Annotated in this window: 17 protein-coding genes; 8 read left to right on the top strand and 9 right to left on the bottom strand. The window is 63.2% G+C overall.

The genetic code is table 11. From position 1 onward, the window contains the following. Nucleotides 1-6 precede the first annotated feature (6 nt). Nucleotides 7-345 (top strand): hypothetical protein, encoded by a 339-nt coding sequence (locus HL653_RS21435; RefSeq protein ID WP_171746299.1) that lies wholly within the window; start codon nucleotides 7-9, stop codon nucleotides 343-345. A 441-nt stretch (nucleotides 346-786) separates the two neighbouring features. Here the strand turns inward: HL653_RS21435 and HL653_RS21430 are convergent, their stop codons facing one another. After that, a complete protein-coding gene (locus tag HL653_RS21430; protein WP_171746298.1) occupies nucleotides 787-1,236 on the bottom strand; it encodes a MarR family winged helix-turn-helix transcriptional regulator in 450 nt (149 codons plus the stop codon). 98 nt (nucleotides 1,237-1,334) lie between these two features. Here HL653_RS21430 and HL653_RS21425 point away from each other — a divergent pair, with 98 nt between their 5' ends. Beyond that, nucleotides 1,335-2,081: an SDR family NAD(P)-dependent oxidoreductase gene (locus HL653_RS21425; RefSeq protein ID WP_171746297.1), complete on the top strand. Its 747-nt coding sequence runs from the start codon at nucleotides 1,335-1,337 to the stop codon at nucleotides 2,079-2,081. A 490-nt stretch (nucleotides 2,082-2,571) separates the two neighbouring features. Here the strand turns inward: HL653_RS21425 and HL653_RS21420 are convergent, their stop codons facing one another. Beyond that, a complete protein-coding gene (locus HL653_RS21420; RefSeq protein WP_171746296.1) occupies nucleotides 2,572-3,027 on the bottom strand; it encodes a hypothetical protein in 456 nt (151 codons plus the stop codon). A gap of 398 nt (nucleotides 3,028-3,425) precedes the next feature. Then, nucleotides 3,426-4,385 carry a GlxA family transcriptional regulator gene (locus HL653_RS21415; protein ID WP_171746295.1) on the bottom strand — a complete coding sequence of 320 codons (960 nt, stop codon included), beginning with the start codon at nucleotides 4,383-4,385 and terminating at the stop codon, nucleotides 3,426-3,428. Nucleotides 4,386-4,502: 117 nt separating this feature from the next. Here HL653_RS21415 and HL653_RS21410 point away from each other — a divergent pair, with 117 nt between their 5' ends. From HL653_RS21410 to HL653_RS21400, 3 genes are all read left to right on the top strand, one after another. Further along, on the top strand, nucleotides 4,503-5,183 hold the full coding sequence (locus HL653_RS21410) for an alpha/beta hydrolase (protein ID WP_171746294.1): 681 nt from the start codon (nucleotides 4,503-4,505) through the stop codon (nucleotides 5,181-5,183). Nucleotides 5,184-5,207: 24 nt separating this feature from the next. Further along, nucleotides 5,208-6,023 carry an alpha/beta fold hydrolase gene (locus HL653_RS21405; RefSeq protein ID WP_171746293.1) on the top strand — a complete coding sequence of 272 codons (816 nt, stop codon included), beginning with the start codon at nucleotides 5,208-5,210 and terminating at the stop codon, nucleotides 6,021-6,023. 100 nt (nucleotides 6,024-6,123) lie between these two features. After that, nucleotides 6,124-6,873: an enoyl-CoA hydratase/isomerase family protein gene (locus HL653_RS21400; RefSeq protein ID WP_253717234.1), complete on the top strand. Its 750-nt coding sequence runs from the start codon at nucleotides 6,124-6,126 to the stop codon at nucleotides 6,871-6,873. Between the two features lie 322 nt (nucleotides 6,874-7,195). On the opposite strand, the gene HL653_RS21395 is transcribed toward HL653_RS21400, so the two are convergent. The 4 genes from HL653_RS21395 to HL653_RS21380 form a co-directional block, all read right to left on the bottom strand. Then, a complete protein-coding gene (locus HL653_RS21395; RefSeq protein ID WP_171746291.1) occupies nucleotides 7,196-8,617 on the bottom strand; it encodes a cytochrome c in 1,422 nt (473 codons plus the stop codon). A 4-nt stretch (nucleotides 8,618-8,621) separates the two neighbouring features. Beyond that, nucleotides 8,622-10,211 carry a GMC family oxidoreductase gene (locus HL653_RS21390; RefSeq protein ID WP_171746290.1) on the bottom strand — a complete coding sequence of 530 codons (1,590 nt, stop codon included), beginning with the start codon at nucleotides 10,209-10,211 and terminating at the stop codon, nucleotides 8,622-8,624. 1 nt (nucleotide 10,212) lies between these two features. Next, nucleotides 10,213-10,836, bottom strand: coding sequence for a sugar dehydrogenase complex small subunit (locus HL653_RS21385; protein ID WP_171746289.1), 624 nt, complete (start codon nucleotides 10,834-10,836; stop codon nucleotides 10,213-10,215). A gap of 107 nt (nucleotides 10,837-10,943) precedes the next feature. Further along, nucleotides 10,944-11,879 (bottom strand): LysR family transcriptional regulator, encoded by a 936-nt coding sequence (locus tag HL653_RS21380; RefSeq protein ID WP_171746288.1) that lies wholly within the window; start codon nucleotides 11,877-11,879, stop codon nucleotides 10,944-10,946. A 526-nt stretch (nucleotides 11,880-12,405) separates the two neighbouring features. On the opposite strand from HL653_RS21380, the gene HL653_RS21375 reads away from it, so the two are divergent. After that, a complete protein-coding gene (locus tag HL653_RS21375) occupies nucleotides 12,406-13,674 on the top strand; it encodes a hypothetical protein (protein WP_171746287.1) in 1,269 nt (422 codons plus the stop codon). Here the strand turns inward: HL653_RS21375 and HL653_RS21370 are convergent. Both HL653_RS21370 and HL653_RS21365 read right to left on the bottom strand, forming a co-directional pair. Next, nucleotides 13,648-14,769 carry an ROK family transcriptional regulator gene (locus tag HL653_RS21370; protein ID WP_171746286.1) on the bottom strand — a complete coding sequence of 374 codons (1,122 nt, stop codon included), beginning with the start codon at nucleotides 14,767-14,769 and terminating at the stop codon, nucleotides 13,648-13,650. The genes HL653_RS21375 and HL653_RS21370 overlap by 27 nt on opposite strands. Before the next feature lie 23 nt (nucleotides 14,770-14,792). After that, the gene (locus tag HL653_RS21365; protein WP_171746285.1) at nucleotides 14,793-15,620 is read right to left on the bottom strand and encodes a glycerophosphodiester phosphodiesterase family protein; all 828 of its coding nucleotides are present in this window, start codon (nucleotides 15,618-15,620) and stop codon (nucleotides 14,793-14,795) included. Between the two features lie 189 nt (nucleotides 15,621-15,809). Here HL653_RS21365 and HL653_RS21360 point away from each other — a divergent pair, with 189 nt between their 5' ends. Continuing rightward, a complete protein-coding gene (locus tag HL653_RS21360; protein ID WP_171746284.1) occupies nucleotides 15,810-18,245 on the top strand; it encodes a TonB-dependent receptor in 2,436 nt (811 codons plus the stop codon). A 358-nt stretch (nucleotides 18,246-18,603) separates the two neighbouring features. Further along, nucleotides 18,604-20,649 (top strand): glycoside hydrolase 43 family protein, encoded by a 2,046-nt coding sequence (locus tag HL653_RS21355; RefSeq protein WP_171746283.1) that lies wholly within the window; start codon nucleotides 18,604-18,606, stop codon nucleotides 20,647-20,649. The last annotated feature ends 988 nt before the right edge of the window (nucleotides 20,650-21,637 follow it).

The following is a 21,637-nucleotide window of genomic DNA, read 5'->3' as shown; positions in this document are numbered from 1 at the left end:
TGCGGTATGTTCGATGCGAATGCCGTAATTCGCGTCCAGCGCGGCCAGGAATTCGGTCACGTCGCCCGAGCGATAGCGGCCGCCGAGCCGGACCGACGCGAGGCTGGGGTCGGCCAGCCGAATCGGGACGGGCAGGTAGCGATCATATTCGGCGACGGACTCGGCCAGCGACTGGCCGCTGAACAGCAGTTCGTGGCGCTGCCATGCGGTGAGCGCCTGAAGATCGGCCGGCGCGATCGGCGCGATCTGTTCTTCCCGATCGGAATGGCCGATGCGAACATGGATGCGCCACGATCAATTCCCGGCGGTGAGGGCGGCGTTCGATGGGCGATGGAATGGGCATGATGACCTTCTTGGGACGGTCAGTCGGATAGTGTGGCACCCCCTCGGCCGCCCGTTAATTGCCGTGAGTTTGTATGAGCCGTGTCTGCAATACGTGCCTGATTTGCGATCCGCAAAGGCCGTGACGCTTCCTTGTTCCGCTTCGCTCGATCCGCTGACTTCATCGTTGGGCGGTAGGTTTATGACTATGAACAGGCGTCCGCTTATGGTGGGCGTTAATCCTTGGCGAAACGTCCGCAAATGGGTCCTGGCGGCTGTCGCGTGATCGCGGCAGCTTGCGACCAGATATTGCCATTCCGCCGTCCAGTGGCTGATCCTGATACCCGATCGGCAGCTTCTCGCGCCGCATCTAACGCCGTCGATCCACGCCAAGGCTTGGTGGCTTTACTTCGGTTTGTGGCCAATACGAGGGCTTGGCTGCCAGACTGCTTTGCCCGTCTAGAATTACGATAGCCGTGGATATGCCGTCTCCAATGCAAGGAGCACGCGCACGGCAGCTTTGCCGTCGCGGTCGCTGATTCCCTTCAAGAGTTCGTCGCGGAGCGTGTCGAGCGCCCGCTCCAACTTTACGACGAGCTCTTGCCCTGGCGGTGTCAGATGCAACGTCTTAGCGCGTGCGTCATGTGCGTCGGTGCGTCGAAGCAGCAAGCCGTCCTTCTCCAGCTGCAATACCGACCGCGCGATCGCCGCCGGATCGATCGCGGCTTCCTCGGCCACGTCGCGCTGCCTCACGCCGTCACCCAACCGTGCGACCACGAGAAGCGGGGCGGCAGCAGAGAGCGATAAGCCCATTCGCGAAAGCGCCACGCCCGCCGCCTGCTGCCATGCCCGGCCCGCCGGCAGCACCATCCATGTGAGGGCCAACGCCCAATTATCCGTGTCCTTGATCGACATGCTATTGTTGACGCGTCATCTAATTCCTACCTGTCGGCGGCGCTTGGAACGGCTGGGTTGCCACGACCCGAGCGGCAGAAGAAGAGGAGAATGATACGGTGAGCAGACTCGACGGAAAAGTGGCCATCATTACCGGCGCGGCGCAGGGCATGGGGGCATCGCATGCGCGACGCTTCGTCGCGGAAGGCGCGAAGGTCGTGCTGACGGACGTCAATGCCGATGGCGGCAATGCGCTCGCTGGCGAGCTCGGCGAGAACGCGCTGTTCATCCGCCATGACGTCGCAAGCTACGATGGCTGGATTGACGTTGTCTCGCAGGCTGAGGCAAAGTTCGGGCCGGTTACGATCCTGGTCAACAACGCCGGCGTGCTGGGGCCGATCGCCAAGACCGCGGATATCTCCGAAGCCGATTATCTCAAGGTCTGCGCGATCAACCAAACCGCGGTCTTCCTGGGCATGAAGGCGGTCATCCCCTCGATGCTGAAGGCGGGGATCGGCTCGATCGTCAACATCTCGTCGATCGCCGGCATCGCCGCGAATTACGGTTTCCCGAGCCTGGCCTATGTCGGCAGCAAGTTCGCGGTGCGGGGCATGACCAAGGCGACGGCGATCGAATACGGCCCCGACAACATCCGCTGCAACTCGGTCCACCCCGGTTTCATCAATACGCCGATGATGGTCGAAGGCACCGATGAGAATGGCGGCGAAGCGTTGAAGCAGATCCCGCTCGGTCGCCTGGCAGAGGCTGGCGAGGTCACCAACCTCGTGCTGTTCCTGGCCTCCGACGAGGCCTCCTACATTACTGGCGCCGAGCATCTGGTCGATGCCGGGATGCTCGCGCAATAAGCCCTCGTTAGAAGCTCGCCGTGAAGCACCGGCCCAGCCGGGTTTTACGGCGGCCTATTCCATCGTGAAGATCGGGCTCCGCTTTGGTCGTGATGCTTTGCAAAAACGGAACTAATGCAGTGCCCGAAAAGGCGCTTTCCCCACACCTGTCTCAGGCGCATTTGCGAACGCAAACTCGTTTGTTCCCGCCGCAGTTCTGCCGACGGTCGGCTTCGGGAATGGACGACGGTATTGTGTAAAACATACTCAGGGGCGAAAGCCCCGGGGCCGCAATCGCGAAAGCGATCCGGCAGCAATCTCCGATTGCCGCCCAAAAGCGGCCCGGGCGCAAAGTCCCGTTTTCAGCAGTCGCTGTCGGTTGTACGGGCACGATGAACGAACGTCTGAAGTTGGGAAGGGAGGCAGGCTGCCTGAATGACCGGGAATGGGTCCTTTCGACTACGAAGTCGTCAGGCCGCAATCGCCCCAGTAGCGGACATTCGACGCTGGCCTATGTAGTCGATTGGCAAGTGACGGTCGTATTGACCGTATAATTGCCGGCCTTGAAGCCATCGTTGCTGGTGACGCGTGCCTGAAAAGTCAGCGTGTCGATCAGAACGCCTGGACGCACAGTGATCGCGTTGCTGGTGAATCCTGTTCGAGTGCCGCTCAGCGTATCTATCGAGATTTCCGTCTTGGGAGATCCGGGCCAACCTGTGGGTCCGACCACAGTCGGTGCCGAGAATACAAGCTCTGGCGTGATATTGACGCCCACCAGTAGCATTCCCGCACTAAGCCCACCCACCGCGGTGGTGCTGAGCGTTTTGCCGTCGCCCGCTAGTTTCATAGTGCCGGAGGCATTTACTGTAAGGGTACAGGTACCAATACCGTCGAGTAGACCGGCATGCGCTGGCAGACTTGCCATTCCCACGAAGAGCGCAGCCCAAGCTGCGAAACATTTGTGCAAAGCCCGCTCCTCATTGTGTCAGAAACATTTACCCATCTGTGGTAAACGAAAGCTTACGCAGGTATCGGAGGTAGACGGCGGCGTAGCGGTGACAGACTAAACGATTCCAATAGCTGTCAGTTTATCGGACCTTTTTGAAAGCCCGCCAGCATATCGAGCGATGGCCCTCCTGTCCCGTGGATTGGCCCCAAGAATCTGAAACCTGACATTCGCGACCGATGAATAGGCGCCCGGCTTCGGGAAGCGCTCCGTTGGTGTTGAGTGTCCGCAAATGGGTCTCGACGTCCGTGGAGTTACTGTACAGGTGCGGGCCGAGACTTTGCGGCTCCCTCTTCCCAGCTGCATTTCCGAAACCAGCCCCAAGGCTTTTGCTTGTCACCGCGAACGCCGACCAACAATCAGCCTCGCCGCTGCCGACGCAAAGCCTGCGGGGGATGCCCATAGATACGTAAACACGCCCGACGCATTCGTTCGAGATCGCCGAAACCGACGTGAAGTGCGATCTGGTCGAGCGTCTCACTTGAATTTTCTATACGCGGGATCGCGGCCTCGCAGCGGAGCCTTTCGACCGCACGTGCCGGTGTCTCTCCGGTTTCGGCGACAAACTGCCGAGCGAACTGGCGCGGGCTAATGCAGGCCACATCGGCAAGCCGTTCGACCGAGAGCCGTTCGCGAAGATGCGCCCGCGCATAGGCGAGCGCTTCGCGAATGCGACCGGGGCGTGGCTCCAGATCGAGCAAGGTTGAGAATTGCGACTGTCCGCCGCTGCGTCGATGATAGACGACGAGATCGCGGGCGATGATCTTGGATGTCTCGGTGCCGCAATCCTCTTCGATCATCGCGAGTGCGAGATCGATTCCGGCCGTGATCCCGGCCGAGGTCCAGACCTCGTCTTCGCGGATGAAGATGCGATCCGCATCAACCTTCAGCGAAGGATAGCGCCGTTGCAGTTCCCCCGCGTAACGCCAGTGCGTCGTTGCGCGGTGACCGTGGAGCAGGCCAGCCTCCGCCAACAGGAATGCGCCCGTGCAGATACTCGCGATGCGCCGGGCGCGCGGGGCTGCTGCGCGGAGAAAGGCGACCGTGTCTGGTTGGCTTTCGAGCGCGTCGATCGTCGAGGCCCCGACGACGATGAGTGTGTCGATATGGCCGCTCTCATCCGGGCGGACAGTATCTATCGCAACGCCTGAGGAGCCCCGCACGAGGCCGTCCGAGGTCGAGACGATCCGGATCTCATAGGGGCCGGCGTGAAAGTCGACCGCCAGATTGAACGCGCAAAGCGGACCGCCAAGATCGAGCAATTCGAAGCCCGGGAAAACGACGAACCAGATGACACGCAGGGCGACCGCTTCGATCATGGCAGTTTATCATGGCAGAATATGCGTTTTCTATGTCATTTCTGACAGAAAGAACAGTGCTTAAATCGGCACCACCGAAAGCGAGCGGACTTTCGCTCATTCCGTGGGAGCAAGACGATGGCGAAAATTTCCAACATCATTCTGGTTCATGGCGCTTGGGCCGATGGCTCAAGCTGGGTGAAAGTCCTGCCGCTGCTGGCGGCGCAAGGTATGACCGTGACGGCGGTTCAGCTTCCTCTCACGGCCTTCGACGCCGACGTCGCTGCGGTCCGCCGCGCGATTGCTCTGGCGGAAGGCGAGGTCGTCCTAGTCGGGCACAGCTATGCCGGCGCGGTGATCGGTGAGGCGGGCAATGATCCGAAGGTCGCCCGCATGGTCTATATCGACGCCTTCGCGCCCGATGCCGGCGAGTCCGCGGGCTCGCTGTTCGCCCAGTTCGAGACGGCGCCGCTCGCAGCCGAACTACGCCCCGATGCTGAAGGCTTCCTGAAGCTGAGCCACGATGGTGCCTTCAATCTGTTCGCGCAGGATCTCGACGAGCGTGAGAAAGCTGCAGTCTACGCGACGCAGGGCCCCATCAACGGTGCTGCGCTCGGCGGTACACTGACTGCAGCTGCGTGGCGCGATCGGCCGGTCTTCTACATGATTGGCGATCAGGATCACGCGATCCCGCCCGTCGAGCAGGCGCGCATGGCGACGCGGATGAACGCGACCATCATGCACGTCGATAGCAGCCATGTTCCGATGCTGTCGCAGCCGCAGGCGGTTGCCGACTTCATCCTGAGTGCTGCCGCCTGATCCGATATCCCGAGGAGACGCGCCATGTTCATCCGTTCGAACGGCATCGAACTTCATGTGCGGCAAAGAGGCGCGGGCGTGCCCGCTCTCGTCTTCCTGCATTATTGGGGTGGCTCCTCGCGAACCTGGCATCATGTGATCGAAGCCTTGGAGGCCGACTTCCGAACCATCGCCATCGATCAACGTGGGTGGGGGCAATCCGATAAGCCGAACAGCGGCTACGCGCTCGCAGATCTGGCGATGGATGCCATGGGTGTGATCGCGGCGCTGGGACTGCAACGCTATATCCTCGTCGGTCACTCGATGGGCGGGAAGGTCGCGCAACTGATCGCCTCCCAGAGGCCCGATGGGCTGAAGGGGTTGGTTCTGGTCGCTCCATCTCCGCCTTCTCCGCTCGGTCTACCAGGGGACGTGCGGCGAGCGATGGTAAGCGCCTATGCGACGCGTGAGAGCATCATCACGACTGTCGAGCAGGCGCTGGCCCCGGATGGCCTTGGCGCCGGTGATCTTGAGATGGTGATCGCGGACAGCTTGTGCGGTGTTCCGGCGGCGACCGAGGCATGGCCGCTTGCCACCAGCCAGGAAGACATCGCCACCCTGGTATCGCAGATCGAGAGTCCTACGATCGTCATCTCTGGAGAGAATGACCGCGTCGATCCGCCGGAGATTCTTCGGCGCGAACTTCTGCCTTGCATTCCGCAGGCACAGCTTCACCTGCTGCCGGGTGTAGGCCATCTCTCGCCGCTGGAAGCGCCGGGCGCAATCGCCAATCTTATCCGCACCTTCGCGCGCGCCGTGATGTCCGACCGGGCTGCCCTGACATCCGCAACGGGCCGCTGAGCCGATACACTGGGCGAGGAGTCTATCGATGCACGACTATCAAACTCTCCGACTGGAAGCCCAGGGCGCCGTCCTGTTCGTCACCATTGATGCGCCGCCGATGAACCTGATCGGGCCTGAACTCGTGCGAGATCTTGTTTCGTTGATCGAGGTGCTGGATCGCGGCGAGCCTTACCGTGTCGCGGTCTTCCGTAGCGCCGATCCGGACTTCTTCATCTCGCATGTCGACGTCACGAAGGTGAATGCCTATCGGGCGGAAGCGGCAAAGCTGACGGGTGAGGCTTCGATCGCGCTGCTGTTCCGCAGGCTTGCCGAGACGAAGGCAGTCACGATCGCCCAGATCGAAGGCCGTGCGCGTGGCGCGGGCAGCGAGTTCGTCCTCAATTGTGATATGCGCTTCGGCGCGCGCGGCCGGGCGATACTCGCGCAGAATGAAGCTGGGTTCGGGTTGATCCCCGGCGGGGGTGGCGCGCAGCATCTTGTCCGCATGCTCGGGCGCGGCCGTGCGCTGGAGATCCTGCTGAGCGCCGACGATTACGACGCCGATCTGGCCGAGCGTTATGGCTGGCTCAATCGTAGCCTCGACAAGGACGAGATTGGATCGTTCGTCACGAGGCTCGCGCATCGCATCGCACGCATGCCCGCCTCTGGTCACGTCATCGTAAAAGAGCGGGTCAATGCAATCTCGCTCGCGCCTGTCGAGGATTTCCGGCGCGATTCCGATCTGTTTGGTGAAGGTGTGACCCAGACCACCGCCCAGCGCCGCATTCATGATGCGATCGGACGCGGATTCCAGTCGCGTGAGGCGGAAATTGATATGGGGAAACTGCTTGGAGATCTGCCTGATTGAAACTCCTTGAAGCCCCGAGCTCGACGCAGCGCAGCTTTAGCGTCGGTGATACGTATCGGATTAACGAATGTCCGATTTCGGGAAGCGGATAGGGGTTGTTGAACGTCCGCAATTGGGTCGAGCCGGTCGGAGCACCGTTCAGACGAACTCGACGCATTTTTTCGTCGCCACTATTTCCGGAGCGGTCGTGTCGTATCGCCTTCGATCAGCCGGAAATCCCTGCGCTGCGACGTGACAAGCCGTGCGGGGCTGTTCAATAGCCACACGACTTCTTCCGCCATTTCGTGAACGCCCTGATCGACGGAGAAGGGCAGCACGTCGATCAGACCGTTGCGCCCGAACGGCGGGCGGCGGCGCCGCGGCGGCGGATGACGCCCGCTGCGATCAGGACGAGGATGACCGCGCCCGCCACGAACAGCCAGGGCATGATCTTCAGCAGCAGTGGCTTCGCGCCGCCCTGGCGGGCTTCCGCGACCATTGCGGCGGTCACCTTCGTATCGGGGCGGCCGAAGCGCGTCAGAACGTGATTGGCGACGGCGGCCACCTGCGCGTCGTTCAGATCGGCGGCGAAGGCCGGCATGAACGCATGGCCGTCGGCGCCCTCCCGGTTCACGCCCGTCAGGATCGTCATGATCAGGTTCGACGGATTGATCGCGCCGGTCGCGGTGCTGTTGGCAAGCGACGGATAGAAGCCGTCCTTCGTGCCCTTGGCGTTCAGCTGGTGGCAGGCGCCGCAGGCGTCGGCATACAGTGTGGCGCCATCGGTCGTGCTGCTGTTTGCGAGCGCGGCCTGATCCTGCTTGTCGCCCACCTCATAAGCGGAGACGGGCAGTGGGCCCCGGCCGGTCCAGCCGAAGGCCGGGCGGGTTTCGCGCGGATCGCGGATCGGCTTGCCGGCTTTCAGATAGGCCGCGATCGCGGCCAGATCGTCCTGCGACAGATGGCGCAGCGAATGCTCGACCGCCTCGCCCATGCCGCCGGCGGCGACGCCCTTGCCGGGCACATGGCCGTTGCGGAGATAGGTGACGATCTCGTCCTGGCTCCAGCCACCGACGCCGCTGACGGGATCGGAGGTGATGTTGGGGGCATGCCAGCCGCCGATCTCGCCGCCGGACAGGGCCTGATCGCCCTTCTCTGCCATCAGCAGGTTGCGCGGCGTGTGGCAGGATCCGCAATGGCCGAGCGTCTCGACCAGATACTGGCCGCGCTGCGCCTGCTGGTTGAGCCCCTCGGTCGCCTTGAACGGCTTGTCCGATCGGAACATCCAGTTCCACGGGCCCATGATGAAACGCAGATTGAACGGGAAGGGCAACTTCGTCTTGGCCGGGACATTGTCCGCCGGCGCCACGCCCTTCATGAAATAGGCGTAGAGCGCGTGCATGTCCCCATCGGTCAGGCCCTGATAATCGGTATAGGGCATGGCCGGGTAGAGCTTGGCGCCGTCGGGTCGCTCGCCCTTCCGCATCGCGCGATCGAAATCCGCGAAGCTCCAGTTGCCGATGCCCGCCGTCTTCGAAGGCGTGATGTTCGGCGCGACGATATCGCCCATGGGCGAGGCGATCGCATAGCCGCCGGCATAGGCCGGGCCACCGGCCTCGGGCTCGCGATGGCAGGCGCCGCAATCGCCGGCGCGGGCGAGATATTCGCCGCGCGCGATCTGCGGATCGGGTGCCTGCGCCTGCAGGGCCGGCGCGCCGAGCAGGAAACCGGCGAAGACGGTGAGAGGAAGAGCGGAGATACGCATGGGCTCAGATCTCTCGCGCAATGATGTCGGCCGCCCGGATCGCGAGCGCGACACCGGTCAGCGTGGGATTGATGACGCCGGATGCCGGGATCACACCCGTGGTCGCCAGGAACAGGTTCGAATGGTCGTGCGTGCGACAATCGCCGTCGACCACCGAGTCCTTGGGGTCGGCGCCCATGAGCACCGTGCCCATGATATGGTCGCGATTCTGGAAACCGTCGCTGATGTCGATGATCTCGCCGTTCATCGTCTTGGCGAAGGTGTGGAAGTCATCGACCGCCACGGCGCGGCCGGCGCGCACATAATCGTCGAAATCATAGTGGACGGTCAGCGTCGGGATGCCGAGCGCGTCGCGGCGCGCGGCATGGGCCTGCACGCGATTGGTGGCGTGGGGCAGCATTTCGAACACGGTGGAGACGTCCACCCAGCGCGAGGCCTCGTCGCGGATGCGGCGGTCCAGCTCCGGTCCCATCACGCCCATCTTGATGAGGCGCGCGGTGACGGCCGGATTGGGCGCGTTGTTGGCCAGCGCATGCTTGATCGCGGCATAATGCTTGCGATGCTCGCCATCGCGACGGTTGAAGATGCCGCCCTGTTGCACGGCACCGCGACCGGGCCACAGCTGCTCGTCGGCCAGGAAGTGCATGCCGATGCCGCTATGATCCATCAGGTTGCGCCCGACCTGATCGGACGAGTTGGCGACGTCCGAGATCAGCAGCAGCTTGGGCGTCTCGAGGCCGTTGGCGGCGACGATGAAGTAGCGCGCGGTCAGGCGCACATCGTCGCCCTTGGAGGATTTGTAGTGGACCGCCGCGATCTTGCCGTCGGCGGCCTTCTCCAGCTTGTAGGCGGTGGCGTCGACGATCAGCTTGGCGCCCGCGCGTTCGGCATGATCGGCGTGGAAATTGCCGGAATACATGGCGCCGATCGGGCAGACGGGCATGCAATTGTTGTTGCCCGCACAGGCTGGGCGACCGTCATAGGGCTCGGTCACGCGCGCATTGGGTTCGTGCACGAAGTTGAAGCCGAGCGGCGAGAGGCGCGCCTCCATCCGCTGGAACAGATAGGTCTTGCCCTCGGGCGGCAACGGATAGGGCTTGGAGCGCGGCGGGAAAGCCGAGCCGCCCTGGCCGCTCTGATCCTGCTCGTTCGAGCCGACCACGCCGAGCGCTTCCTCGGCGCGTTGGTAGTAAGGCTCCAGTGTATCATAATCGATCGGCCAGTCGCGCCCGACGCCATAGAGCGTCTTCAGCTTCATGTCGTTCGGCAGATAGCGCCAGCAGGCCGCCGCCCAGTGCCAGGTGGTGCCGCCGACGAGCTTGAGCATGCCGGGCCGGAAATCGAACGGACCGGTATTCTCGAGATACTCCTCCTCATAGGAGGTGTGGGCCCAGGCCATGTTCGGATAGGGCGCATTGTAATTGTCGCGGCGCGAACTGTTGCGGCTGTTCTCGACGATCTTCCAGCGCGGGATGCGGATGCCCGCCTCCAGCAGGATCACGGACTTGCCGGCCTTGGCCAACTCATAGGCGGCGTTGGAGCCCAAAGCGCCGGAGCCGACGACGATCACGTCGGCATCATAGGTCTCTGCCATGTTATGCTTTCGAGGATTTCGGAGAGGAGGCGGAGCCCTGCCACTCGGGCTGGCCCTGCGGCCCCTTCGGAACGGGGATGCCGGCGGGCGGCTGGACCCAGTAATCGGTGCCGCCGCGCGCGAAGGTGGGGATTACCGTATTGTCGATCGTCGGGCGCCACATCAGTGCGCCGGCGAAGGTGACGAAGCCGGTATCGTCGGTGGCGCGGTGCGCGACGGGCGTGCCGGTGAAGCCGAGATAGAAAGCCGAGACGATCGTGGAGGCGGTCTTGGTCAGCGCGTCATTCTTGGCGAGCGGCGAGGCCATGAAGGCCGCCATCGAGGCCAGCTGCGCCTGCTTTATCGCGTCCGACAGCTTCTGCACGGCATCGGGGAAGTCCGCATCCAGCTTCACGAGCTGTTCCCACGCGCGGCCGACCGCACTGGCATCGTCGAGATGCGATCCGGTCACGAACCGGCTGATCTCGACGAAGGCGGTGCTGGGCGCACCGGCGGACGAGGGAGCGGCCGTGGCGATGCTCAGGCCCATTCCGGCCATCAGGGCGGTGGTGCCGATGCCGAGAAAAAGGCTGCGTCGCTTCAGCGAAAGCGAAGACGCTGCAGGCACCGCCGCAGTCTGGTCCATGAAATGTGTCCTGATCTTGTCTCGCCCAAAAAGGGCCGGGGGGCCATAGGCCTGCGGCTCTCAGCTTGCCAGACCGGCATCCTTCTCGATTTGGAGATTGTGTTCCGTCAAATCGCGAAGGATCGATCCAGCGCGAACTCGATCGTCGGATGTTTGAGGACTTCCGCGCGCAATTCTTCCTGCAGGAAGTCGGTGAAGGCGCGGATACGGGCTGGTTGGTGGCCGCGCGATGCGAACACGGCTCGGATCGGCATCGAGGGGGCGGTCCAGCCCGGCAGCAATTCGATCAGCCGACCTTGTTCCAAGTCCTCGCGCGAATCCCAGATGGACTTGAGCGCGATGCCGGCGCCGCCGAGACAGGCGGCATGGGCGGCGGCGCCATCATTGGCGAGCATCGTCCAGCCCACTTCGACCGTGATCTTGGTGCCGCCACGCTGGAAGCGCCACATCGTCACCGGCGGATCGCCGAGAACGATGCAACGATGATGCGCCAGATCCTGCGGTCGCTCGGGCGCGCCATGACGATCGACATAAAGGGGCGATGCGACCAGCACGCGCCGGTCCGGAGCGATCACGCGGGAGATGAGATTGGAATCGGGCAGGATCGCCTGCCGGATCGCCACGTCGATATTGTCCTCGACGATATCCAGCATCTTGTCCGTAGACAGGAGGTGGATCCGCAAATCCGGGTTGAGCGCCATCAGGCGACCCAGTCTCGGAGCGATCTGTCCGCAGGCGAAAGCCACCGTCGCCGTGACGCGCAGAATGCCCGAGGCTTCGGTGCGACCGGACTGGACGGCAGCCTGTGCCTCCTCGACGCGCGCGAGGATATCCAGAGCGCGGGGAAGCAGAGTCTGGCCGTCTGCCGTGAGACTTACGCTGCGGGTCGATCGGTTGACCAGTCGAGCGCCCAGCATCTGTTCCAATCGGGCAAGCCGCTTGGATACGACCGTGAGCGAAATGCCGAGATCACGAGCCGCCTGCGATAGGCTGCCCGAAGCTTCTATGCGGACGAGAACCGCAAGATCTTCCAAATGGGTCATCGCCGACACGCGATAGGCGCGCGTCGGTCCGGCGAGAAGAGCCGGCGTTCGCGGATGCCGTGGAGAACGCGGCTGCGGCAGACTCTGCAAGACCAACGCAGGTCTGCTGAAACGGATATTCTAGAGCGGGAAACAGGATGGGAGCGGTGATCGCGCCACGTCCTCGGTCAAGCTCCTCGATGGCGCGCGCAAACGCGCCCGCCGCCAGAGAGGTGAACGAGCGGCCGAAGTTGGGAAGTCGATAGAGGGCTCGGACTGTCGGATCCTGGGTCTTTGTGGCGGCTATCCTGCAGCGGAAGGCCGCTAATCTAGCGCCGGTCGCCGCAGAAGTTCGCGCCTCCGATAGGTGCCGCTCTGGTGAGAGCAGTCTCCATTGTCCGGGGGCTGACCCTGGGCCCGATCGACATTTAGGATCGAACGGGCAGGCGACGCCCGGCATGTCGTGCGCGGAAATCTCGGCCGCATCGCAACTCGAATGGCCTACATAGGTAAGAATCCTGCCGCATTGTTCGGATAGGCGGGCGCGATGATCCCGTGGCGACGCCGCTCAGCCCGTTTCGGGGGCGCATCCCATGTCCGCTGGTTCGCGGCGGCGGCGTTCTTCCGTAGCCTCGTCTGGTGCTTCTCAGACATGGTACTCGGCTTCCACGCCCATGCCGAACTGGATCTGGCGGGAGAACTGACTGGCTTGCTGCTGGCGATCGTCGCCGGAGCAGGCGCGGTCAGCGATCTGGCGGTCGGCTGGGTGATGCGCCGCTTTGGCATTCGAGGTCGTGCGGCTCTCGCCTGGCAGCGCTATGCAATGCTCTTCTGCGGCGTCTTCTTCGTCCTGCAGTTTCTGCCCGTCCACGATGCGCGTTGGGTGATCGTCTGGAGCATCCTGTTCAGGGTCACTTTCGAATGCGTCGCCGTGCCGCAAGCGATGTTGATGGCGTGGCTGCCGGGCGATGCCGGCGGCGTGCGGCGGCTCGTCACCCTGAACGCGGCGATGGGCGCGGCAGCACGTCTCGCAACGGCGGGCCTGACTTTCACCATTATCGGCCGTTACCAAATGCCGTTCGAAGGACGGGAGGCCCTGCTCGCCGGCATCGTCGCTGGCCTGGCTATCCTCTCTGCGGACCATCTGGCAGCGATATCCGGGGAGCGCCAAGCGGTATCGTCTCCCGGCTCTCCGGTAGAGACTGATCTGCCGGAGGGATTCCTGCTGCTCGCGCTTGGCATCGCTTTGCATGCAGCCTTGCTCTATCTGTTGGCGCGACTGCTGATCTTCACGCCGTCTCCTGGCACGCCGATCCTGATGGTGGCGCTGACGGTAGGAATGACGATCGGGCCGTTGGCGGTCGCCCGCGTGACCACCGGGCTCAAGGAATCCCGGTTCGCGGTGACCATGTCCCTGCTGGTCGTGACGGCGCTGATTTCACTATGGTTGCCGGGCCTGTCGTTCGTGCGGATGGCGACGACGTCTCTCTACGGGGCGAGCCTGTCGGCATCTGCAACGCTGCTGTGGCACGTGCTGGCGGAGCGTGTCCGCAGGTCGGGCGACCCGGACCAGCGGAGCGGAGGCACCGCCTTCGCGCTGTTTGCCTTCGCAGCGAAGATGGGCATGGTCGTCGGCGGCTGGCTGACCGGCCGGGTGCTGGAGGGGTATGTAGCAGGCGAAGCGGCGAGCCGGTCGGCGATCCTGACCCTCATCGTCGGCGGCGCCATCGGCAGCGTGCTGCTCTGGCAACGCTTGGTCCGCGAGGCCGGCCGTGGCAGGACGCCTAGTCTACAGCAGGAAGAACTGGCTGTATAACGGCAGGCAGGCCGCCCCGATCGCGCCGGAAAGCGGCCCATGGGTTGAGACCTTGATCTCCGGCTGCGGCAGGTTGTCAGTGTAGGTCGCTGGTTGCGGCAGATCCGTGATCCGCTGGACGAGTTGCTCGCAGATCGGCAGCGGCAGGCGACCGCCGAGAATGATCGCGTGGGGATCGAAGATCCGCGCGAACAGGGCAAGCCCATCGCGCAATTCCCGCGCCGCCCGCTCGATCCAGCGATCCAGCGGATCGCAGATGCCCGGCACGAACGCGGTAAGATCGCGGAAGTCGCTCACGTCGAGCCCCGCGTCCCGCAGCGCCTCGATCAAATCGCTGCCCGACGGGCGCGGGCGATCACGCGGAAACAGATCGCCGATGCCACCGGCATTGCCGTGCGCTCCGTAGATAGGGGCGCCGTTCTGGACGAGCGCGCCGCCGATGCCGTGGCCGAGATGGACGAAGCCGAAGCTCGTCCGGTTGCGGCCATGTCCGATCAGGCTCTCGCCAACCGCCGCGCTGATCGCATCGCGCTCCACCATCACGGGCTGGGCGAGCGAGCCGCGAAACTCCTCCGTCAGATTGCGGGTCAGGAGCGACGAAAAGGTGGGATGAAGCGCAAACCGGTCGGGCCGTTCAGACCGATAGCCAGGCACGGAGACACCGACGCCGACCATCGCCGCGCCGATTCCCGGATGGCGAGCCAGCAGATCATGGCACAGGCTTTGCGAGGTTTCGACGATCGTCTCGAGTGCCGTATTGGCCAGCGGGGCGTCGATAACGGCGCGGATGTTGCCTGCCAGATCCAGCAGCACCGCATCGACCGTGGAGTGAGAGAAGTTGAGACCGATGGCGCAGCCTCCCGCCGCCCGCAACCGCAGCGGTTTGGCCGGCTGACCGCGTCCGTTGCGGGTCGCCTCGGTCTCTTCGATCAACCCTCGCTCCTCCATGCCCTGCGTGATGCGGGTCACGGAGGCGCTGGTGAGCCCGGTGATATTGGCGATGCGCGCGCGCGGGATCGTCTCCCGCCGCCGGATCAGATCCAGAATCTGCCGTTCATTGGTGGAAAGCGGGGAGGGAAGGGGATGCGGCCGCATGCCCGCCAACCTGTGCACGCCCGCTAGCGGGACGCAAGCACGTGGGTGGCGCGATCGCTCACGAAAATGTCGACCGGCCGGCCGGCGAGATAATCACGATAGACGCCGCTTCCTGCCTTCCGGGCATGATCGTCCAGCGTGCCGGTGGGAACCGGCATCATCGCATCGGTCACGATCGGCACGCCAGCCGCATGGACCGCCCGGAACAGGGAGGCAGGCGCAAAGGTCGGGATATAGGCCGTCATCGGATGGCCGCCGGCCATCGCCCGATAGGTCGAGAATGCGTCGATATCGGGCACGAAGACCGAGACCCGCCAGTCCGGATCGGCGGCGAACGCGGCACGCGCCATGGCCGGATCGAAGGTGAGGACCAGCACCCGATCGGTCAGCCTGTGTGCGCGGACGATCGGTATGATCGCTGCGGGGGACGTCTTCTTGATGTCCAGCATCAGATGGGCGCGCGGTTCCGCTGCAGCCCAGCGCGCGACGGAGTCGAAGGATACCAGCGTTTCGTCAGTAACTCGTCCGGTGCCATCCTTCAGATGAACCCGCGCGGCGTCGGCATCGGCGAGGGCTGCCAGCAGGCCATGGCCGTCGGTCGTGCGGTCCAGATCCTCGTCATGCAGCAGATAGAGCGTACCGTCGCGGCCGGGCTTCAGGTCCATCTCCACCATGGTCACGCCCTGCGCGATGCTGTGGCGCATTGTCCGCAGGCTGTTTTCCGGCTCGGACAGATCCGTCCGGCCGCGATGGGCAACCACGCGCGGCGCGGGCGGGGAGGCTGCGGCGGCCATGGCTGCCCCTATCACCGCCACCTGCATCGTCGCCAGAGCCGAGAGCATATGCTTCATTCCAATCCTCATACTGGCTGTCATCATTTCGCTACATAAAGTAGTTTAATGCCCCTTTTGTGACGAGGCGGCTTAGATCATCCGTCTAACGAGAATGACCCTGATAGGTCGCATCGAGTCAAATTTATCCTTCCATACGTAATTTATTGCCCGGCTAGCTGCCGGGACGTCGCACAGGAAAAGGGCGCTATGATGAAGTGGTTTCCCCGCCGCGAGAATGAAGGCCGACGGATGCTGCTGGTGACGGCAGCAACGATAGCGATAAGCGCGGCGACCGCTGCCGCTGCCCAGAACGCATCGCCTCCGGCCGCTACCGAGAAAGACGCGGACGATCAGGGCTCGGGCCGGGCCTTCTCCAGCACCAACCCCGAACTGGTGGTTTCGGGGCGCAGGACAGCGCTTGGCGGCGGCGCGATGAGCCCTGTGGATCTGCCCAAGTCCGTATCGATCATCTCGGATGCGTTCATCAAGGATCAGCCGGCTGGCGCCAATCCGTTCGGCCTCCTGTCCCTGGCGCCTGGCATCAACACCAACGGTCGCGGTGCGACCGGTCTGGATCGCGGCCAGATCTCGATCCGCGGTTTCCAGAGCAACCAGTTGGGCCTGTCGCTGGATGGCGTGCCGATCAATGACAGCGGCACGTTCAACACCTTCCCGCACGAATATGTCGATGCGGAGAACCTCAGCCAGATCTTCGTGCTACAGGGGGCCGGCGATGCCGAGACGCCCAATATCGGTGCGACCGGCGGTGTGATCGGCATGACGGTGCGCAAGCCTTCGGCCGACTTCCACGCGTCGGCCAGCTTCGCGATCGGCGAAACCGACTTCAAGCGCAGTTTCCTGCGCGTCGATACCGGTGATTTCGGCGGTAACCGCGCCTTCATCGCTTATTCGCACAGCACTGCGGGCCAGTGGCGCGGCGTCGGATCCAACCGCCGCGATCATGTCGACGCCTCGTTCGAACATGACATTGGCGGTGGCAGCACGCTCTCGGCGTCGGTCTTCTACAACCGCCAGAACATGCCCCCGTATCAGGCGATGACGAAGGACCAGATTTCGCAGCTCGGCTATTATTTCAACAGCTCGCCAACCTACGCCGCAACCGCCGCCGCGCAGAGCGGCACGGTACAGAACGACAATAACAGCGCCACCGCCGGCCAGCTGCAGCGTTCCAATTTCTGGGGCCTTCAGCGCTCGGTGTTCGAGAATGTGATCGTCTCGACCAAGGCGAACCTCAACGTTGCCGATAATCTGCACGTCGATATCCAGCCTTACCTCTGGTTCGGGCGCGGCCCTGGAGGCGGCGTCGGCACCTATCTGTCGGAAACCAACGCTGCTTTGCTCGGCAGCGCACGCGACATCAACGGTGACGGCGACACGCTCGACACCCGCCTCTATTCGAACCCGTTCGACCAGAAGCAGTATCGCCCTGGCGTGATCACCCGCGCGAAGCTGACCACCGGCGTGCACGAACTAATCGCCGGCTTCCATTTCGAGCGCGCGAACCTGCACGAGTGGCGTCCGTTCATCGAAGTGGATGCCAATGGCTTTCCCACCAGCACCTGGGCCAGCGAGCAATATGAGACGCTGCATCGCGCCGACGGCAGTATCGTCCGCAACCAGGACCAGCGGACGATCACTACCACCATCCGCCCGTTCGCGCAGGACGTGATCCATCTCGCCAATGATAAGCTGCTCGTCACCATTGGCGCGCAGTTCCCGATCGTGAAGCGGCACGGCACCAACTATCTGCCGCTCGCGCTCCGTACCTCGGGTGGTCTCATCGCGCCGGAATCGGTGCGGACCGAGCAGAAGAAGTTTCTGCCCAATGCCGGCGTGGTCTGGCACGTGGCGCCGGAACACTCGCTGTTCGCGTCGGTCGCCAAGACCTTCCGCGCCACCGACAATGCGCCGCTGTTCCAGCCGGGCACGAATTTCGACACGCTGAAGCCGGAAACCGCGATCGATGTGGAGGCGGGCTATCGCTATTCGGGCCCGTTCCTGAACGGCTCGGTGACCTACTATCACATCGATTACCGCAACCGGCAGCAGTCCGTGTATGACGTGGCCGTTTCGAATACGGTCGCCCGCAATATCGGCGACGTTCGCCTGCAGGGCGTGGAAGCGGAACTCGGCACCAAGCCGTTCCATCACGTCTCGGTCTACGCCTCGGGATCGTACAACGAATCGAAGCTGCTCGATAATCTGCCGGTCGGCATTGCCGGCCAGACGACCAACGCCCTGCTCCCCACCGAGGGCAAGACGCTTACCGACGTGCCCAAGTTCACGATCGGCGGCTTCGTTCGCTACGACACGGGGCGCATCTTCCTGCAGTCCCAGCTCAAGTATAACGGCCTTCGCTATGCGACGCTGACCAACGACGAGAAGGTGCCGGGCTATACCACGGTCGATCTCGCTGCAGGCTACAACCTGCCACAGGAATGGACCGGGCGCGCGAAAGTGGGCGTCAGCGTCAACGTCTCCAACCTGTTCGACAAGCGCTATCTCGGTGCGATCAACTATGGGCGCAACGCGGTGGCGGTGAACGGCATTGCCGCGAACGGACCGACCTATTTTCAGGGCGCGCCCCGCTTCACCTCGGTGCGGATCCGCGTCGACTACTGAGAATGGCGGACGCGAGGGGGACCGCCGCTCGAAGGCGGTCCCCCTCGCGTTTCTCCCTTGGCGTGGATGCTCGGCCGAGCCCGATGCGGCGCGCCGTCTCACGCCCAGGAGTGAGTGAGCAAGTGTCCGCTTCCGGGCGACGGGCGGATGCCCATGAACGGCCGCAAATGGGTCCTCCTCGTCATCTATTGCTCGGTGCTTACGGGCTCCGCCGCCCCGACAGTTTCCAGTTCGCCCACTCAGGAATCTCTCAGCAGATAGGAATTGCTTCAAGACACGATGTCCGCAGCGTTCGGCTGGAGCGGATTGACCAGTTGCTCGGATGGCGCTGTATTACTCCTACAAATGGAGGCGGGTGATGAGGGCGTTGGCACTGTCGATTATGCTGGCTGGCGGACTGGTTGCGGTTCCAGCTCCGACACGACCGGCAGAGCCGCCAAGAACCTGGACCGCGGACAATGGCAACGGCACCTTCACGAATCCGCTCTTCTACGACGAATTTTCGGATCCCGATCTGATCCGTGTCGGCGACTGGTTCTATCTGACCGGCACGACCATGCACGCGATGCCGGGGCTGCCGGTATTGCGCTCGCGCGACCTGGTGAATTGGGAGTTCGTTTCCTACGCGGTCGACAAGCTCGATCTGGGGCCGGAGTATCGGCTTGAAGGCGGCGATCGCTATGGCCGGGGCATCTGGGCGCCGAGCTTTCGCTACCACGACGGCACCTTCTATATCTTCTCCAACGTCAACGGGCGAACCGTCCAGATCTTTACCGCGAAGGATCCGCGCGGCCCCTGGACCCAGCGGGCGATGAAGCGGTCGCTCCACGACCTCTCCGTCCTCTTTGATGATGACGGGAAAGCCTATGTCGTCTGGGGCTATAAGGGGCTGCATCTGGCGCAGCTCACGCCCGACCTGACCGATATCGTTGAAGGCACGGAACGACAGATCGTGCCGACGGAAGCCGGGATGGGCGAGGGTGCGCATCTCTACAAGATCAACGGCAAATACTTCATCACGAGTGCCTGGTGGGATGGCCGTATGCGGATGCCCGCGGCCCGCGCCGACACCGTCTGGGGGCCGTGGGAGGTCAATCCCGCGATCAGCATCGACGAGGATTTCGGCCTCGCTCAGGGGTATCGCGAGGACGAGAAGGTCAAGACGCCGCCATTCGCGATCATCCCGCCGAACCCCGCCCCACTGGGGCGAGTCTCGCTGCATCAGGGAGGCGTGGTCCAGACCCCGCTTGGCGAATGGTGGGGCTTTTCGATGATGGACTATAATTCGGTGGGCCGCCTGCTCGCCCTGTCACCCATCACCTGGAAGGATGGCTGGCCGTATTTCGGATTGCCCGGCAATCTCGGGCGCACGCCGCGTACCTGGGTGAAGCCGAAAACGGCAGCACCGGTGCCGATCCATATGCCCTATGAGCGCAGTGACGACTTTTCGGCCTCGACGCTCAAGCCGATCTGGCAATGGAATCATGTTCCGGTCGACAATAAATGGTCGTTGACGGAGCGCTCCGGCTATCTGCGGCTTCATACGCTCCCCGCCACATCATTCTGGCAAGCCCGCAATAGCCTCACCCAGCGCGCGATCGGCCCACAGTCTCGTCCGACAGTCCTGCTCGATGGCAGCGGCTTGCAGCCGGGTGACGTGGCGGGGCTCGCGCTCCTGATGCAGCCTTATGCCTGGATCGGCCTTGAAAGGTCGGCCAGTGGAATGACCATCGTCCAGTTCGATCAGCAAACCGGCAAGAGCGTGCGCATCCCGACCACGGCGTCCCGTATCTGGCTGCGTGCCGATTGCGATTACATGACCGAGAAAGCGCGCTTCCGCTATTCCCTCGATGGCAAGCGCTTCGTACCATTCGGCACCGAGTTCACGATGGTGATGCAGGGACGCACCTTCCAAGGGGTTCGCTACTCGCTATTCGCCTACAACAGCAGCGGGATTGAAGGCGGGCATGCCGACTTCGATGCGATCGATCTATATGAGCCGCATCCGCACGGTCTGACGCGGCCGATACCATACGGGCGGTCGATCACTCTGACGTCGGTGCCCGACAAGCTCGGAGTAACCGCCGATGACGGAAAACCGGGGCTGGGCGCCCCGGCCAAATTTGAGGTTGTCGACATGAAGTTCGGGCGCGTCGCGTTGAAAACGAGCGCGGGTTACCTGAGCGTCGCGGCCGACGGCAGTGTGTCGGTCGGAGCAGCCCCCTCGCAAGAGGCGCGTAGCTTTCAATGGATCGAGACGCCGACAGGTGAATTGGTCCTGATGTCGCTTGTCACGAACCGGTTTCTTGGCGTCGACGGGCAAAGCCATGTGTTCCGAGCGGATCGGTCAGGGCCGCAGTCCGATGGCGGGGACGGTGTGCGGTTCAGTTGGCAGCCTTCGTAACACCATGGCGCGTGCCAACACGGTCCATGAATGGGCGTCCGGTTTTGGGAACCGTGGGAGGGCGGTGAATGGCGCTTTATGGGTCGCCTCCGACATGCCATGTTGGCGAATGTCGGGCTTTGGTGAGTGCCGGCTTGACCCTCACATGAGGGCTAGAAGCAACGGGCCTCGCCGGGTGGCAGCCTGAAGTCTGCCCCACGCAGGTGCTGGTGAAAGCGGACCGCTCAAAAAGTCTTTCTTTTCAGCGGATACAGCCAGCCCACGATCGTAAGGTACCGAAATGACAATCCGCTACCGTCGATTGGGTGTCATGGCCTTGGTGATGCCCTTTCGATCTCTGTAATCGGAAAAGGCCGCTTGGAGCCTGCGATCACCAAGCTATCTTCGAGGCATGACCCAGCTTCTCGACATCATGGCTCTGGCAACCCTGATTTGGTGCGGGCTGTTCGCCACCGTCCCCTCTGTACGCGGGCAGCCTCGCCGACGCGGTTATTTGGAGGCTCGGGCAGTACCGTCGAGATCGGGAGATACGCCCCGCAGCGGTGGCCTGAGGCCAGCCTTGGCCTATGCTCGCGCGAGCGCTCGCCGCATCAAATAGTTGGAACTGAGCCTAGGCCGCTCGAAAGCCGCTCGTTGCACCGTCCGATTGCCCAATGCCGCGTTTCCGCAGCGTACGCCCATCGATCCAAAGCGGTATCGTGCCAGATGCTGCGAAAGCGAGTGTCATACCGAGAAACTCGCTGTTCGGGAGCAATGCCGCAACCGCGAGCAAGGGGACGAGGAGCAGAGACCACATTGCCCAAGCAGGAAGATGCAGAAGCTTAAAACCGTTCCATAGCAGCCAGCACAATAATGAGGCTGCTATCAAGGCGCCTCCAATCTCTCCGATCGCTTCCGCCATGATGAGGATCATCCGCAAATTGCCGACTCCTTTATTGGCCGCATGCCTCGCACTGCGATGCAATTATCCATCATTGCCGGCTTGATG

The organism is Sphingomonas sp. AP4-R1, from assembly GCF_013113735.1.
Lineage (GTDB): Bacteria > Pseudomonadota > Alphaproteobacteria > Sphingomonadales > Sphingomonadaceae > Sphingomonas_I.
This window is presented reverse-complemented; position numbering and strand designations above follow the sequence as displayed.